The sequence below is a fragment of the Streptomyces sp. NPDC059850 genome, assembly GCF_042731515.1.
Lineage (GTDB): Bacteria > Actinomycetota > Actinomycetes > Streptomycetales > Streptomycetaceae > Streptomyces.
Map to the genome: position 1 here is coordinate 124007 of NZ_JBHWJI010000013.1, position 16053 is coordinate 140059.

Annotated in this window: 11 protein-coding genes; 9 read left to right on the forward strand and 2 right to left on the reverse strand. The window is 71.9% G+C overall.

What is annotated here, in order from left to right; genetic code table 11:
- The first annotated feature begins 10 nt into the window (after positions 1-10).
- Positions 11-2008, forward strand: a complete 1998-nt coding sequence (locus tag ACFV9T_RS13475) for a beta-galactosidase (protein WP_385439496.1) — start codon at positions 11-13, stop codon at positions 2006-2008.
- A 16-nt stretch (positions 2009-2024) separates the two neighbouring features.
- The gene (locus tag ACFV9T_RS13480) at positions 2025-2753 is read left to right on the forward strand and encodes a hypothetical protein (protein ID WP_385439499.1); all 729 of its coding nucleotides are present in this window, start codon (positions 2025-2027) and stop codon (positions 2751-2753) included.
- A gap of 59 nt (positions 2754-2812) precedes the next feature.
- Here the strand turns inward: ACFV9T_RS13480 and ACFV9T_RS13485 are convergent, their stop codons facing one another.
- Positions 2813-4885, reverse strand: coding sequence for a TIM-barrel domain-containing protein (locus tag ACFV9T_RS13485; RefSeq protein ID WP_385439500.1), 2073 nt, complete (start codon positions 4883-4885; stop codon positions 2813-2815).
- A 65-nt stretch (positions 4886-4950) separates the two neighbouring features.
- Entirely contained in the window at positions 4951-5958 is a 1008-nt protein-coding gene (locus ACFV9T_RS13490; protein ID WP_385439503.1) for a LacI family DNA-binding transcriptional regulator, read from the reverse strand.
- Between the two features lie 210 nt (positions 5959-6168).
- On the opposite strand from ACFV9T_RS13490, the gene ACFV9T_RS13495 reads away from it, so the two are divergent.
- The 7 genes from ACFV9T_RS13495 (at position 6169) to ACFV9T_RS13525 (ending at position 15427) form a co-directional block, all read left to right on the forward strand.
- On the forward strand, positions 6169-8103 hold the full coding sequence (locus ACFV9T_RS13495; protein ID WP_385439505.1) for an acyl-CoA dehydrogenase family protein: 1935 nt from the start codon (positions 6169-6171) through the stop codon (positions 8101-8103).
- Positions 8104-8208: 105 nt separating this feature from the next.
- On the forward strand, positions 8209-9474 hold the full coding sequence (dxr, locus tag ACFV9T_RS13500) for a 1-deoxy-D-xylulose-5-phosphate reductoisomerase (protein ID WP_385439508.1): 1266 nt from the start codon (positions 8209-8211) through the stop codon (positions 9472-9474).
- Positions 9471-10772: a M50 family metallopeptidase gene (locus tag ACFV9T_RS13505; RefSeq protein ID WP_385439510.1), complete on the forward strand. Its 1302-nt coding sequence runs from the start codon at positions 9471-9473 to the stop codon at positions 10770-10772. The genes dxr and ACFV9T_RS13505 overlap by 4 nt, the downstream gene beginning before the upstream one ends.
- A 140-nt stretch (positions 10773-10912) precedes the next feature.
- A complete protein-coding gene (gene ispG, locus ACFV9T_RS13510) occupies positions 10913-12070 on the forward strand; it encodes a flavodoxin-dependent (E)-4-hydroxy-3-methylbut-2-enyl-diphosphate synthase (protein WP_385439512.1) in 1158 nt (385 codons plus the stop codon).
- A 123-nt stretch (positions 12071-12193) separates the two neighbouring features.
- Complete coding sequence (locus tag ACFV9T_RS13515; protein ID WP_385439514.1) at positions 12194-13039, forward strand: GNAT family N-acetyltransferase; 846 nt, start codon at positions 12194-12196, stop codon at positions 13037-13039.
- A gap of 30 nt (positions 13040-13069) precedes the next feature.
- The gene (locus ACFV9T_RS13520) at positions 13070-13636 is read left to right on the forward strand and encodes a GNAT family N-acetyltransferase (RefSeq protein WP_385439516.1); all 567 of its coding nucleotides are present in this window, start codon (positions 13070-13072) and stop codon (positions 13634-13636) included.
- 81 nt (positions 13637-13717) lie between these two features.
- A complete protein-coding gene (locus ACFV9T_RS13525; protein WP_385439518.1) occupies positions 13718-15427 on the forward strand; it encodes a proline--tRNA ligase in 1710 nt (569 codons plus the stop codon).
- Positions 15428-16053 lie beyond the last annotated feature (626 nt).

Here is a 16053-nt window from a genome sequence, read left to right on the forward strand (position 1 = left end):
GAGAGCCGGTATGCCCGACCTGAACGACGCCACCCGCGGCCGCGTCCTCTACGGCGCCGACTACAACCCCGAGCAGTGGCCCGAGAGCGTCTGGCACGACGACGTCCGGCTGATGCGCGAGGCGGGCGTCACCACCGTCACGGTCGGCGTCTTCTCCTGGGCGAGGCTCGAACCCCGCCCCGGCGCCCGCGACTTCGGCTGGCTCGACCGGGTCATGGACCTGCTCCACCAAGGGGGCATCGAGGTGTGCCTGGCCACCCCCACCGCCTCCCCGCCGCCCTGGATGGGCGCCCGCCACCCCGAGAGCCTGCCGCGCGACGAGACCGGCTCGGTCGTCTGGTACGGCTCGCGGAACCAGTTCTGCGCCTCGTCCCCCGTCTACCGCGACTACGCGCTGCGGATCACCGAGGACCTGGCCGACCGCTACGGCGATCACCCAGCCCTGCGTATGTGGCACGTGGGCAACGAGTACGGCACCCACTGCTGGTGCGACACCACCGCCGCCCACTTCCGCCGCTGGTTACGCGGCAAGTACGGTCGCCTCGACGCCCTCAACGAGGCCTGGGGGACCGCCTTCTGGAGCCAGCGCTACGACTCCTGGGAAGAGATCATTCCGCCGCGCCGGGCCCAGTACCTGGGCAACCCCGGGCAGGCGCTGGACTTCCGCCGCTTCACCAGCGACGCGCTGCTGGAGTGCTTCACCGCCGAGCGCGACGCCCTGGCCGCGCGTACCCCGCGCATCCCGGTGACCACCAACTTCATGCCGCTGTTCATCGGGCAGGACGGCTGGGCCTGGGCCGCCGAGGAGGATGTCGTCTCCGTCGACGTCTACCCCGACCCCAAGGACCCGCGGGGCGGCGCGTACGGGGCGATGATCCACGACCTGACCCGCTCCCAGGCGGGCGGGCCGTGGATGCTGATGGAACAGGCCGCGGGCCCGGTCAACTGGCGCGGCGTCAACCACCCCAAGCCGCACGGGCTGATGCGGCTCTGGTCGCTGCAGGCCGTCGCGCGCGGCGCCGACGGCGTCTGCTTCTTCCAGTGGCGTCAGTCCCGGCAGGGAGCTGAGAAGTTCCACTCCGGCATGGTCACCCACGCCGGGGAGCACAGCCGCACCTTCCGGCAGGTGCGCGAACTCGGCGCCCACCTGGGCGAGCTGGGCGACGTCGCAGGCTCCGACGTGCCCGCCCGGGCCGCCCTCCTCCACGACTGGCACGCCTGGTGGGCGAGCGTCCAGGACGGCCGCCCCTCCTCCCGGGTCCAGTACGACCAGGCGCTGCGCGCCTGGCACCAGGCGCTGTGGGAGCGGAACCTCACCACCGACTTCGCCCATCCGCACGCCGACCTCGCCGACTACGCCCTGGTCGCCGTCCCCCAGCTGTACCTGCTCACCGATGAGGCGCTGGAGAACCTGGCCGGTTACGTGCGCGGCGGCGGCACCCTCGTCTGCGGCTTCTTCACCGGCGTCGCCGACGAGGACGACCGGGTCCGCCCCGGCGGGGTCGACCAGCGGCTGCGCGACATCCTCGGCCTGCGGACCGTCCACGAGTGGTGGCCCCTGGACGAGGGCGAGACCGTGACCTTGACCGCCGAGAGCCCCTGGCTCGGCCCGTTCACCGGCACCCTCTGGTCCGAGGACCTGGAGCCCGCCACCGCCGAACCGGTCGCCCGGATCAAGGGCGGCGAGCTGGACGGGCAGCCCGCCGTCACCCGCAACGCCTACGGCGACGGCACCGCCTGGTACGTCTCCACCCTCCCCGAACCCGCCGCGCTGCGCGCCCTGCTGGCCCGCGCCGCCGACGAGGCCGGGCTCGCGCCGCCGCTGCCCGGCATCCCCGAGGGCGTCGAAGCCGTACCGCGCGGCCCGTACCTCTTCCTCCTCAACCACGGCCGCTCCCCGGCGGTCGTCCCCCTCCCGTCCGCGCGCACCGATCTGCTGACCGGGCGCGTGTACGACACCCAGGTCAGGCTGGACCGCTTCGCGGTCGTGGTCCTGGCACCGCTCTGACCGGCGGAATCCCCGAATGTCCCCCCACCGAAAGGACGGCATCGTGCACAGAGCCGTGCGAACGCTTCTCCTCACCCCGTTACTGGCGCTCCTCGCCGTGGTCGGCTTCGCCGCCGCGCCCGCCCAGGCCGCGACCTGGTCCTCCTCCGACCAGTGGGGCAACTGGTCCACCGGCGGCTACACCCTCTACAACAACATCTGGGGCTCCGGCGCGGGCTCCCAGTCCATCTGGGCCAACTCCGCGAGCGACTGGGGCGTGTGGGCCAACCACCCGAACACCGGTGGCATCAAGTCCTACCCGAACGCCAAGAAGGTCGTCGGCAAGAAGGTCAGCGCGATCAAGACCCTCACCAGCAACTACAGCGTGACGGTCCCGTCCTCGGGCGCGTACAACACCTCGTACGACATCTGGGACAGCAACTACGACTACGAGATCATGCTGTGGGTCAACAAGACCGGCCCGGTCGGCCCCCTCGGCACCTCGCAGGGCACGGTCACCCTCGGCGGCCACACCTGGGCCGTCTACAAGGGCAGCAACGGCGCCAATGAGGTCTTCTCCTTCATCCGCAGCTCCAACTCCAGCTCCGGCACCGTGGACATCAAGCCCATCGTGAACTGGATCAAGAACACCAAGGGCTGGTTCGGCGATGTGACCATCGGCGACGTCCAGTTCGGCTACGAGATCACCTCGTCGGCCGGTGGCCTGGACTTCCGTACCAACAGCTTCGGCGTCAGCGCCAGCTGACGCCCCGCGTACCGCCACCGCCCCCCATGGCGGCGGCGGTACGCACTCCGGTGGGTTGGTCAGTCCCGCACCGGAAGCCGGGCGCCGTCCCGCAGGAACAGCGGGATGCGGTCCAGGGGAGCGGGGACGGTCACCGTCCGGCCGCCCTCGTACGCCTCGCCCGTCCAGGCGTCCGTCCAGCGCGCGCCCGCCGGGAGGTACGCCGTCCGCGCGTCCCCGCCCGGCTCCAGGACCGGGGCGACCAGCAGGTCCGGGCCCAGCAGGTAGGAGTCGGCGATGTCCCAGGCGGCCGGGTCACCGGGGAACTCCAGGAACAGCGGGCGCAGCGGCGGCAGGCCCTCCTCGTGGGCGGTGCGCATCTGCTCCAGCAGATACGGCTTCAGCCGCTCGCGCAGCCGCAGATACGCGGCCAGGATCGCTTCGGCCTCCTCGCCGTACGACCACACCTCGTTCGGGCCGCCGGTCATGTTCGGGCCGAGCGGCAGCCCCGGGGCGCGGTAGCCGTGCAGCCGCATCACCGGGGACAGCGCGCCGAACTGGAACCAGCGGATCAGCACCTCGCGGTAGGCCGGGTCGTCCGGGTCGCCGCCGTGGAAGCCGCCGATGTCGGTGTTCCACCACGGGATGCCGGACAGCGCCACATTGAGCCCGGCGGCGATCTGGCGGCGCAGGGTCGCGAAGTCGGTGCCGATGTCGCCGGACCACAGGACGGCCCCGTAGCGCTGGCTGCCCGCCCAGGCCGAGCGGATGAGGGTGACGACGTCCTCCTCGCCCGCCGCCCGCATCCCGTCGTACAGCGCGCGGGCGTTCTCGCGCGGGTAGAGGTTGCCGACCTCAAGGCCCGGCCCCGCGTGGTAGCGCAGGTTCGCGGAGAAGCCGGGCTTCAGCTCGGGCTCGCAGGCGTCCAGCCAGAAGGCGCGGATCCCGTACGGCTCCAGATAGTTCTGCCGCACCCGGGACCACACGAACTCCCGCGCCTGCGGGTGGGTGGCGTCGTAGAAGGCGACCTGGACCGGCTCGCCCTCCCGCCGGTCGGGCCAGTCGGCGTGCGCGATCGGGCCGTACTCGGTGCCGATCAGGAAGCCGCGCTGCTCCATGGTGGCGTGGTTCTCGCTCAGCGGCGAGACCGACGGCCATACCGACACCATCAGCCTGATGCCGAGTTCGTCCAGCTCCCGCACCATCGCGGCCGGATCGGGCCAGGCCACCGGGTCGAACGTCCAGTCGCCCAGATGCGTCCAGTGGAAGAAGTCGCACACGATGACGGACATCGGCAGCCCGCGCCGCCGGTGCTCGCGGGCGACGGACAGCAGCTCCTCCTGAGTGCGGTAGCGCAGCTTGCACTGCCAGAACCCGGCCGCCCACTCGGGCAGCATGGGGGCGCGGCCGGTGACCTCGGTGTAGCGGCGCTGGGTGGTGGCCGGGTCCCCTGCGGTGATCCAGTAGTCGATCTGGCGGGCGCTGTCGGCGACCCAGCGGGTGCCGGTCGCGCCCAGCTCGACCCGCCCGATCGCCGGGTTGTTCCACAGCAGCGTGTAGCCCCGGCTGGAGGTGAGGACCGGGATGGTCACCTCGGAGTTGCGCTGGACGAGGTCGACGACGGCGCCCTTCTGGTCGAGCAGCCCGTGCTGGTGCTGCCCCAGCCCGTACAGCTTCTCGCCCTCGTACGCGCGGAAGCGCTGCTCCAAGCGGTGGTAGCCGTTGCCGGTGGCGGTGCGCAGCCGTGGGCCGGGCCACCAGAAGTGGGCGCGCTCCTCGGCCAGCAGCTCCGTGCCGTCCCCGGTCCGTACGAAGCGGATCATGCCGTCGGCGGCGATCTCGGCGGTGAGCGCGCCGTTGGTCAGCGAGGCGTGCCCGTCGGCCACCTTGACGGTCGCGGCGGAGGGCTGGGGATCGTCCTGGAGGGCGCCGGGCAGCCCGTCGAGCACCGGCCCGCCGAGCCGGGCGCGCACCCGGATCGCGTCGGGGCCCCACGGTTCGAGCCGTACGGTCTCCTGGCGCCCGCTCCACTCCAGGGCGCCGCCGCGCTCGGCGAAGGTGCCGACGGTGGGGGAGGTCTCGGCGAGCGAAGACGAGGCGGTCGAGGCGGTAGAGGCAGAAGGAGAGGCGGGCGAAGGCGGCGACGGGTTCACGGATGCGCTCCTCGGGGGTGCGGCGGTGAGGGGTCGTACGGGTCGCGGCGTTACGGGGCGCGGCGTCAGGCGGGGGCCGGGCCGGAGCTGGCCCGTACGGTCAGCTCCGGCGGCAGCAGCGCCACCTGCTCGGAGGCGTCGCCCTGCAGCTTCGCCACCACCAGTTCGACGGCCCGCCGCCCCATCTCCTGCGCGGGGATGGCGACCGAGGTGAGCCGCACGGACGCGCTGGTGGCCACCTGGTCGGGGCAGATGGCGACCACCGAGACGTCCTCGGGGACCGCCCGCCCCTGCCGCCGCAGCAGGCTCAGCAGCGGATCGATGGCGGCCTCGTTCTGGACGATGAAGCCGGTGGTGCCGGGGCGCTCGTCGAAGATCCGGGACAGGGTGCCGTCCATGGACTCGTAGCTGCCCTCGCACGGCCGGTGCAGCAGCCGCAGCCCCAGCTCGCGGGCGGACGCGCGCAGCCCGTCCAGGGTCCGCTCGGCGAACCCGGTGTGCCGCTCGTAGACGGCCGCCGCCTCGCCGATCACGGCGATCTCCCGGTGGCCGAGGGCGGCCAGATGCTCCGCGCACAGTGCGCCGGTGGCGGCGAAGTCGAGGTCGACGCAGGTCAGGCCGATGGTGTCGGCGGGCAGCCCGATCAGCACGGTGGGCTGGCGAGCCGCGTGCAGCAGCGGCAGCCGCTCGTCCTCCAGCTCGATGTCCATCAGGATCATGGCGTCCGCGAGCCCGCTGCCGGTGACCCGGCGCACCGCCGCGGGGCCCTCCTCGCCGGTGAGCAGCAGCACGTCGTACCCGTGGGCGCGGGCGGTGGTGGCGACCGCGATGGCGACCTCCATCATCACCGGTACGTAGATATCGGTCCGCAGCGGCACCATCAGCGCGATGATGTTGGAACGGCTGCTGGCGAGGGCGCGGGCCCCGGCGTTCGGGTGGTAGCCCAGCTCCTTGATCGACCGCTCGACGCGCTCCCGGGTGGGCGCCGAGATCGAGCGCTTGCCGCTGAGGACGTAGCTCACCGTGCTGGCGGAGACCCCGGCGTGGCGGGCGACCTCGGCGAGAGTGACCATGCGGGGGACTCCGTCCGGCGGGAGGGGTAGTGAAGCGCTTCGATGCAGACAGTAAGCCTCCCAGGGACCGCTGTCCAGAGGGTGTCGAAGCGCTTCAACAGAGACGAATCCGTACCGACCGCTTTGCCGACCCGGCCCGCCGGAGGCACACTGAACAGCGGTACGTGCCGGTAATGTCACGAGATCGTCATTTGCGGCAAGGGAGCACCGATGACCGCATCATCCGTCAGGCCGGTGTCCGAGCGTGAGGCGCGCCAGGTCGCCGAGGCCGCACGCGAACAGGTATGGCACAAGCCGAGCTTCGCCAAGGAGCTGTTCCTCGGCCGCTTCCGCCTCGATCTGATCCATCCCCACCCCGCCCCCGCACCGGACGACGTCCGCCGCGGCGAGGCGTTCCTCGCCAAGCTCCGCGAGTTCTGCGAGACCCGGATCGACCCCGCCCGCATCGAGCGCGAGTCGAAGATTCCCGACGAGACCATCAACGGCCTCAAGGAACTCGGCGCGCTCGGCATGAAGATCGACACCAAGTACGGCGGCGTGGGCCTCACCCAGGTCTACTACAACAAGGCCCTCGCGCTGGCCGGATCCGTCAGCCCCGCCATCGGCGCGCTGCTCTCCGCCCACCAGTCCATCGGCGTGCCGCAGCCGGTCAAGCTGTTCGGCACCCAGGACCAGAAGGACCGCTTCCTGCCGCGCTGCGCCCGCACCGACATCTCGGCGTTCCTGCTCACCGAGCCCGACGTGGGCTCCGACCCGGCCCGGCTCGCCACCACCGCGGTCCCCGACGGGGACGACTACCTCCTGGACGGCGTCAAGCTGTGGACCACCAACGGGGTGGTCGCCGACCTCCTCGTCGTGATGGCCCGGGTGCCGAAGTCCGACGGCCACAAGGGCGGGATCAGCGCCTTCATCGTCGAGACGGCCGCCGAGGGCGTCACCGTCGAGAACCGCAACGCGTTCATGGGACTGCGCGGCATCGAGAACGGGGTGACCCGCCTCCACCGGGTCCGGGTCCCCGCGGCCAACCGCATCGGCCCCGAGGGCGCCGGTCTCAAGATCGCGCTGACCACGCTCAACACCGGGCGGCTCTCGCTGCCCGCGATGTGCGCGGGCGCCGGGAAGTGGAGTCTGAAGATCGCCCGCGAATGGTCCGCGGCCCGTGAGCAGTGGGGCAAGCCGATCGCCCGGCACGAGGCCGTCGGCGCCAAGGTCTCCTTCATCGCGGCGACCACCTTCGCCCTGGAGGCGGTCATCGACCTCGCCTCCCAGATGGCCGACGAGGACCGCAACGACATCCGCATCGAGGCGGCGCTCGCCAAGCTCTACGGCAGCGAGATGGCCTGGCTGATGGCCGACGAACTGGTCCAGATCCGCGGCGGCCGCGGCTTCGAGACCGCGGCCTCGCTCGCCGCCCGCGGCGAACGGGCCGTCCCCGCCGAGCAGATGCTCCGCGACATGCGCATCAACCGGATCTTCGAGGGCTCCACCGAGATCATGCACCTGCTGATCGCACGGGAGGCCGTCGACGCCCATCTGTCGGTGGCGGGCGACCTCATCGACCCGGACAAGACCCTGTCCGACAAGGGCAGGGCGGCCGCCAGGGCGGGCGGGTTCTACGCCCGCTGGCTGCCGGGCCTGGTCACAGGACCCGGCCATCTCCCGCGCGCGTACGCCGAGTTCGCCCCTCCGGGCCACCGGGACCTGTCCCCGCATCTGCGCTACGTCGAGCGCTCGGCGCGCAAGCTCGCCCGGTCGACGTTCTACGCCATGTCCCGCTGGCAGGGCCGGATGGAGACCAAACAGGGCTTCCTCAGCCGGATCGTGGACATCGGCGCGGAGCTGTTCGCGATGAGCGCCGCCTGCGTACGCGCCGAGATGCTGCGCAGCCGCGGCGAGCACGGCACCGAGGCGTACCAGCTGGCCGACGTCTTCTGCCGACAGGCCCGGATCCGCGCCGACGAACTCTTCGGACGGCTGTGGACCAACACCGACGACCTCGACCGCAAGGTGGTCTCCGGGGTGCTCTCCGGCTCGTACGAGTGGCTGGAGGCGGGCGTCCTCGACCCCAGCGGCGAAGGACCGTGGATCGCCGATGCCACCCCCGGCCCGTCGACCAGGGACAACGTCCACCGCCCCATCAGCTGACCCGGCGAAGTGGCCCGCCGGGGACCGCCGCCGGCGGGCTAGGGGGTGCACCGGTCCTCCGGGACCCGGTCATCCGCGACCGGCGGTACGGGCAACAATGGGCAGATGACGGATTCCCTGGCTGACCCGCATCTGCGCCCCCCGGCAGCCCCCGCCGACCCCGGTGGCCCCCGCGACATCGTGATCCTGGGCTCCACCGGATCGATCGGCACCCAGGCCATCGATGTGATCCTGCGCAACCCGGACCGCTTCCGGGTGACCGCCCTGTCCGCCGCCGGAGGGCGGGCCGGGCTGCTCGCCGAGCAGGCCCACCAGCTGAAGGCGGCCACCGTCGCCGTCGCCCGCGAGGACGCGGTGCCCGAGGTGCGCGCGGCGCTGGCCGCGCGGTACGGCGCGGGCGAGCCGCTCCCGGAGGTCCTGGCCGGGCCCGACGCGGCCACCGAGGTCGCCCGCTCCGAGTGCCACACCGTGCTCAACGGCATCACCGGCTCCATCGGCCTCGCGCCCACCCTGGCTGCCCTGGAGGCGGGCCGGGTGCTGGCGCTGGCCAACAAGGAGTCCCTCATCGTGGGCGGGCCGCTCGTCAAGGCGGTCGCCAAGCCGGGCCAGATCGTGCCCGTCGACTCCGAGCACTCCGCCCTCTTCCAGGCCCTGCTGGGCGGCGGCCGCCAGGAGGTCCGCAAGCTGGTCGTCACCGCGTCCGGCGGCCCGTTCCGCGGCCGTACGAAGCGGGAGCTGGCCGAGGTCACCCCGGACCAGGCGCTGGCCCACCCCACCTGGGACATGGGCCCGGTCGTCACGATCAACTCCTCGACCCTCGTCAACAAGGGTCTTGAGGTCATCGAGGCCCATCTGCTGTTCGACATTCCCTTCGAGCGGATTGAGGTGGTCGTCCACCCTCAGTCGTATATCCACTCGATGGTTGAATTCACCGATGGGTCGACGCTCGCCCAGGCGAGCCCGCCCGATATGCGGATGGCGATCGCGCTCGGTCTCGGCTGGCCCGAGCGGGTGCCGGACGCCGCCCCCGGCTGCGACTGGACCAGGGCCCACACCTGGGAGTTCTTCCCGCTGGACACCGAGGCGTTCCCCTCGGTCGGCCTCGCCCGGCACGTCGGCGGCCTCGGCGGCACCGCCCCTGCCGTCTTCAACGCGGCGAACGAGGAGTGCGTGGACGCGTTCCTCGGCCGGAAGCTGCCCTTCAACGGAATTGTCGATACGGTCGCGGAAGTGGTAGCCGAGCACGGCGTCCCCTCCGCGGGAACTCAGCTCACCGTCGCGGACGTCCTCGAAGCCGAGACGTGGGCCCGTGCCCGCGCCCGTGAACTGGCCGCCCGCGCGGCGAAGGCGACCCCGGAGGGTCACGCATGACGACACTGATGACGGTCCTCGGCATAGTCGTATTCGCCGTGGGCCTCGGGATCTCGATCGCCTGGCACGAGCTGGGCCATCTCTCCACGGCCAAGTTCTTCGGCATCCGGGTCCCGCAGTACATGGTCGGCTTCGGGCCGACCATCTTCTCCCGCAAGCGGGGGGAGACCGAGTACGGCATCAAGGCGATCCCGTTCGGCGGCTTCATCCGCATGATCGGGATGTTCCCGCCCGGCGACGACGGCAAGATCGCCCAGCGCTCCACCTCGCCGTGGCGCGGCATGATCGAGGACGCCCGGTCGGCCGCGTACGAGGAGCTGCAGCCCGGCGACGAGACCCGGATGTTCTACACGCGGGCCCCGTGGAAGCGCGTGATCGTGATGTTCGCCGGGCCGTTCATGAACCTGATCATGGCGGTCGTGATCTTCGTTGGCGTGATGATGAGCTTCGGCGTGAACACCCAGACCACCAGCGTCGGCACCGTCTCCGCGTGTGTGGTCCCGGCCTCCTCCGCGACCGACAAGTGCCCCAAGGGCGCCAAGGACTCCCCGGCCAAGGCCGCGGGGCTCCAGCCCCGGGACAAGATCGTCGCCTTCAACGGCCACCGCGTCTCCGACTGGGGCGACCTCCAGCAGGACATCCGCAGGACCACCGGACCCGCGACGATCACCGTCGAGCGGGACGGCGCGCGCAAGACCCTGAACGCCGACCTCATCACCAACAAGGTCGCCAAGTCCGACGGGAACGGCGGCTATGTCGAGGGCCAGTACGTGAGCGCCGGATTCCTCGGCTTCACCCCGGCCAACGGCGTGGTGAAGCAGTCCTTCGGCCAGTCCGTGGACCGCATGGGCACCATGGTCGAGGACGGCGTCCAGTCCCTGGTCGCGCTGCCCTCCAAGGTGCCCGACCTGTGGAACGCGGCCTTCGGGGACGCCCCCCGCAAGGCGGACTCCCCGATGGGCGTCGTCGGCGCCGCCCGGGTCGGCGGCGAGGTCGCCAACCTCGACATCCCGCCCTCGCAGCGCATCGCGACGATGCTCTTCCTGGTCGCCGGGTTCAACCTCTCGCTGTTCCTGTTCAACATGCTGCCGCTGCTGCCGCTGGACGGCGGCCATGTCGCGGGCGCGGTGTGGGAGTCCCTGCGGCGGCGGTTCGCGCGGCTCATCCGGCGGCCCGACCCCGGACCGTTCGACGTGGCCAAGATGATGCCGGTCGCCTATGTGATCGCCGGTATCTTCATCTGCTTCACGCTGCTCGTTCTGGTGGCCGACGTAGTGAATCCCGTACGAATTTCGTGATGATGTGACCTGTCCCGAAGTTCGCCTTTGGGTGGACTTCGGGCCCGGAGTGTGCTGGGGCGCCACCCGGTGCCGTAATCTCGGAGCCGGAGCCCGCCGATCTCGGGCCACTCAAACACCTTCTTGGGGCTACGAACCAGATGACTGCGATCTCACTCGGAATGCCGTCCGTACCGACCAAGCTCGCCGACCGCCGGGTCAGCCGGAAGATCCAGGTCGGGGCGGTCGCCGTGGGCGGCGACGCGCCGATCTCGGTGCAGTCGATGACGACGACGGTGACCGCGGACATCGGGGCGACGCTCCAGCAGATCGCGGAGCTGACGGCCTCGGGCTGCCAGATCGTGCGGGTGGCCTGCCCGTCGCAGGACGACGCCGAGGCGCTTCCGGTGATCGCCAGGAAGTCGCAGATCCCGGTCATCGCGGACATCCACTTCCAGCCGAAGTACGTGTTCGCCGCGATCGATGCCGGGTGCGCGGCCGTGCGGGTGAACCCGGGGAACATCCGGCAGTTCGACGACAAGGTCAAGGAGATCGCGAAGGCGGCCTCGGACGCGGGCACGCCGATCCGCATCGGCGTCAACGCGGGATCGCTGGACAAGCGGCTGCTGGAGAAGTACGGCAAGGCCACGCCCGAGGCGCTGGTGGAGTCGGCGCTGTGGGAGTGCTCACTGTTCGAGGAGCACGGCTTCCGGGACATCAAGATCTCGGTGAAGCACAACGACCCCGTCGTCATGGTCAACGCCTACCGCCAGCTGGCCGCCCAGTGCGACTACCCGCTGCACCTCGGCGTCACCGAGGCCGGGCCCGCGTTCCAGGGCACCATCAAGTCGTCGGTGGCCTTCGGCGCGCTGCTGAGCGAGGGCATCGGGGACACCATCCGGGTCTCCCTGTCCGCGCCGCCCGCGGAGGAGGTCAAGGTCGGCATCCAGATCCTGGAGTCGCTGAACCTGCGCCAGCGGCGGCTGGAGATCGTCTCGTGTCCGTCCTGCGGGCGGGCCCAGGTGGACGTCTACAAGCTGGCCGACGAGGTCACGGCCGGGCTGGACGGCATGGAGGTCCCGCTGCGCGTCGCCGTGATGGGCTGCGTCGTCAACGGCCCGGGCGAGGCGCGCGACGCCGACCTCGGGGTGGCGTCCGGCAACGGCAAGGGGCAGATCTTCGTCAAGGGCGAGGTCATCAAGACCGTGCCGGAGTCGAAGATCGTGGAGACCCTGATCGACGAGGCCATGAAGATCGCCGAGCAGATGGAGAAGGACGGCATCGCCTCCGGCGAGCCCGAGGTCTCGGTCAGCGGCTGAGCAAGCCCCCTCGGGGCCGCCGGACAACGGCGCTAGATGGTCCGCCGGGCCTGCGGGGTAGGGTGCGGGGAATCGACGTCCGCTCCGGCCCGCAGGCCCGCAACCGGTGAGGCAATCCGACACGTGCTGACGACGTCCACCACCAGGGTGCTCGAGCCCCAGGAGCTCGACTCGGCCCTCGCGGTGCTCAACCGCGATCCCGTCTCCAACGCCTTCGTCGCCGCCCGCGTCCAGGCCGCCGGGCTGGACCCGTGGCGGCTGGGCGGCGAGATGTGGGGCTGGTACAGCGGCGGACGGCTCGAGTCGCTCTGCTACGCGGGCGCCAACCTGGTCCCCATCTGCGCCACCCCCGAGGCCGTGCGCGGCTTCGCGGAGCGCGCCCGCCGGTCCGGGCGGCGCTGCTCCTCGATCGTCGGCCCCGCCGACACCACGGCCGAGCTGTGGTCCCTGCTGGAGCCCAACTGGGGCCCGGCCCGCGAGGTCCGGTCCCGCCAGCCGCTCATGGTCACCACCTCGATGTCCGCCGATGTCCCGCCCGACCCCCGGGTGCGCCGGGTCCGCAGGGACGAGATGGACGTGATCATGCCCGCGTGCGTGGCGATGTTCACCGAGGAGGTCGGCGTCTCCCCGCTCGCGGGCGACGGCGGACTCCTCTACCAGGCCCGGGTCGCCGAACTCGTCGCCGCCGGGCGCTCCTTCGCCCGCATAGAGAACGGCCGCGTCGTCTTCAAGGCCGAGATCGGCGCCGCCACCCCGCACGCCTGCCAGATCCAGGGCGTCTGGGTCGCCCCCGAACACCGCGGCCGCGGGCTCTCCGAGACCGGCATGGCCGCCGTGCTCGGCTACGCGCTCAACGAGATCGCGCCCGTCGCGAGTCTCTACGTCAACGACTACAACACCGCGGCCCGCGCCGCGTACCGCCGGGTCGGCTTCCAGGAGGTCGGCGCGTTCATGAGTGTGCTGTTCTGATCGCCGGAGCTGGCCAGTAGGGTGCCGCCCATGCTGGAGATGCCCGGGGAACACCCCCCGGACCCCCGAGGTGTCGTCGTCGGCCCGCTCGACCTCGCCGCACGCGTGGACGACGCGCTGGCCGTACAGGCCGTGGCCTTCGGGCTGTCGGACGAGGAGATCGGCGTACGGCGCCACATCGTGCTGCGCCACCTCACCAGCCCCGGCGCCCGCGCCCTCGGCGCGACCACCCCGGAAGGGCGGCTCGTGGGCTTCGTCTACGGCATGCCCAACGACCGCACCCACTGGTGGTCCACCATCGTCCAGCCCTATCTGCGCGCCGCCGGGCACGAGGACTGGCTGGACGACGCCTTCGTCATCACCGAGCTGCACGTCCACCCCGGCTACCAGAACCGGGGCATCGGCCGCCGCCTGATCACCGCCATCACCGACGGGGCCGTGCAGCCGCGCTCGATCCTCTCCGCCATCGACACCGACAGCCCGGCCCGCTGCCTCTACCGTTCGCTGGGCTACCAGGACCTGGCCCGCCCGGTGCTCTTCCCGAGCGCGCCGAGCCCGTACGCCGTGATGGGCGCACCCCTGCCGCTGCGGCGGTAGCTCTCGCGGATAGCGCATTTCCGGGTTGCGTCCCCGGGCGGCTAACCTCCTGACATCCATCTCGTACGCAGGAGAAGCCCCATGGCCAACGCCGCCCACGTCCAGCGCATGTCCACCTTGATGCTGAAGACGCTGCGCGAAGACCCGGCCGACGCCGAGACCGCCAGCCACAAGCTGCTCGTCCGGGCCGGTTATGTCCGCCGCGCCTCCGCGGGCATCTGGACCTGGCTGCCGGTCGGCAAGAAGGTCCTGGAGAACGTCTCCCGGATCGTCCGCGAGGAGATGGACGCGATCGGCGCCCAGGAGGTGCTGCTGCCCGCGCTGCTGCCCAAGGAGCCGTACGAGGCGAGCGGCCGCTGGGAGGAGTACGGCGACCTGCTGTTCCGGCTCAAGGACCGCAAGGGCGGCGACTACCTCCTCGGCCCCACCCACGAGGAGATCTTCACCCAGACGGTCAAGGACCAGTGCACGTCCTACAAGGACCTGCCGGTGATGCTCTACCAGATCCAGACCAAGTACCGGGACGAGGCCCGGCCGCGCTCGGGCGTGCTGCGCGGCCGCGAGTTCCAGATGAAGGACTCGTACTCCTTCGACACCAGCGACGAGGGCCTGGCCGAGTCCTACCGGCTGCACCGCGAGGCGTACCAGCGGATCTTCGAGCGCCTGGGCCTCGACTACCGCATCGTCTCGGCCGTCTCCGGCGCGATGGGCGGATCCGCCTCCGAGGAGTTCCTGGCCCCCGCGGCAGCCGGTGAGGACACCTTCGTGGACTGCCCGAACTGCGACTACGCGGCCAACACGGAGGCCGTCACGACCACCGTCCCGGCCGTCGAGGGCGCCGAGCACGGGCCGGTCGAGGAGCTGGACACCCCCGACACCCCCACCATCGAGACCCTCGCCGAGCACCTGGGCGTCCCGGCCTCCGCGACCCTGAAGAACCTCCTGGTCAAGGTCGACGGCGAGATCACCGCGGTGGGCGTCCCCGGCGACCGCGAGGTCGACCTCGGCAAGCTGGGCGAGCACCTGGCCCCGGCCGTGGTCGAGCTGGTCACCGCCGAGGACTTCGAGGACCGCCCCGACCTGGTCCGCGGCTACGTCGGCCCGCAGGGCCTGGCGGGCAAGTCCTTCCGCTACATCGCCGACCCCCGGGTCGCCCCCGGCACCGCCTGGGTGACCGGCGCCAACAAGCCGGACACCCACGCCCGCAACGTCGTCTGCGGCCGCGACTTCGAGGTCGACGACTACCTCGACGTGGTCGTCGTCGAGCCGGGCGACCCCTGCCCCCAGTGCGGCGCGGGCATCGCACTCGACCGGGCCATCGAGATCGGCCACATCTTCCAGCTCGGCCGCAAGTACGCCGACACCTTCCAGCTCGACGTGCTCGGCCAGAACGGCAAGCCGGTGCGGGTCACGATGGGCTCGTACGGCATCGGCGTCTCCCGCGTGGTCGCCGCCCTCGCCGAGCAGACCTTCGACGACTCCGGCCTCTGCTGGCCCCGCGAGGTGGCCCCGGCCGACGTCCACATCGTCGCCGCGGGCAAGGCCCTCCAGACCGAGCTGGCCCTGGACATCGCCGAGAAGCTGGGCACGGCGGGCGTCCGCGTCATGGTGGACGACCGCACCAGCGTCTCCCCGGGCGTGAAGTTCACCGACGCGGAACTGATCGGCGTCCCGACCATCCTGGTCGTCGGCCGCGGCGCGAAGGACGGCGTGGTGGAGCTGAAGGACCGCCGCACCGGCGACCGCGAGGAACTCCCGATCGCCGAAGCGATCTCCCGCCTCACCCCCTGACCCGTCGGGGCCTTTCCCCACCCCGCCCCTTCCCGAACCGGTGCCCGAGCCCCGGGCCCCGCACCGCCAGCCACGCCCCGAAGCCCCCGCCCCAAACCGGTCCGGGGGCTTCGGGCCGCCCCGGCGGGGACGGCCCTGCCTCCGCCCCGACCGGGCGCCCGCAGCCCCCCACCGCGCGCCGGACGCTTCGCCGCAGTCTGCGGAGGCGGGGTGCCTCGTGCTCCGCCGGGGTGGCCGACCTGGCTCCCGGCCGGAGGTCCGACCCGAGGCGGGCCTCGGCGCTCCACCTCGGACTGGGCTGCGCCGCGGCCGGAGCGAAGCCCGCGTCCGCCGGGCTGGGGGCTTGGCCCGAGGCGGGGGCTCTGCCCTGGCCCCGGTTCGGGGCTGTCCCCACCTCGTGCCGAGGGCCCGAGCCCGTGCCCAGGCCAGGGGCAGCCGGGCCAAGCCTCTAGCGGGGCCTGGGGCGCCCGGTGCTGCTCCCGGGCGGGACAATTGAGCCCTCCCAAACGGTGTTCGGGCGAGGCGGGCCGGAGGCCCCGGGCCCGGCGCGGCGCCTGGGGCGGATCCAGCGCGGACCGGGGCTCAGCGCATTCGGGACGAGCAGGCTGCCGGCCCCCGGGGCGGCC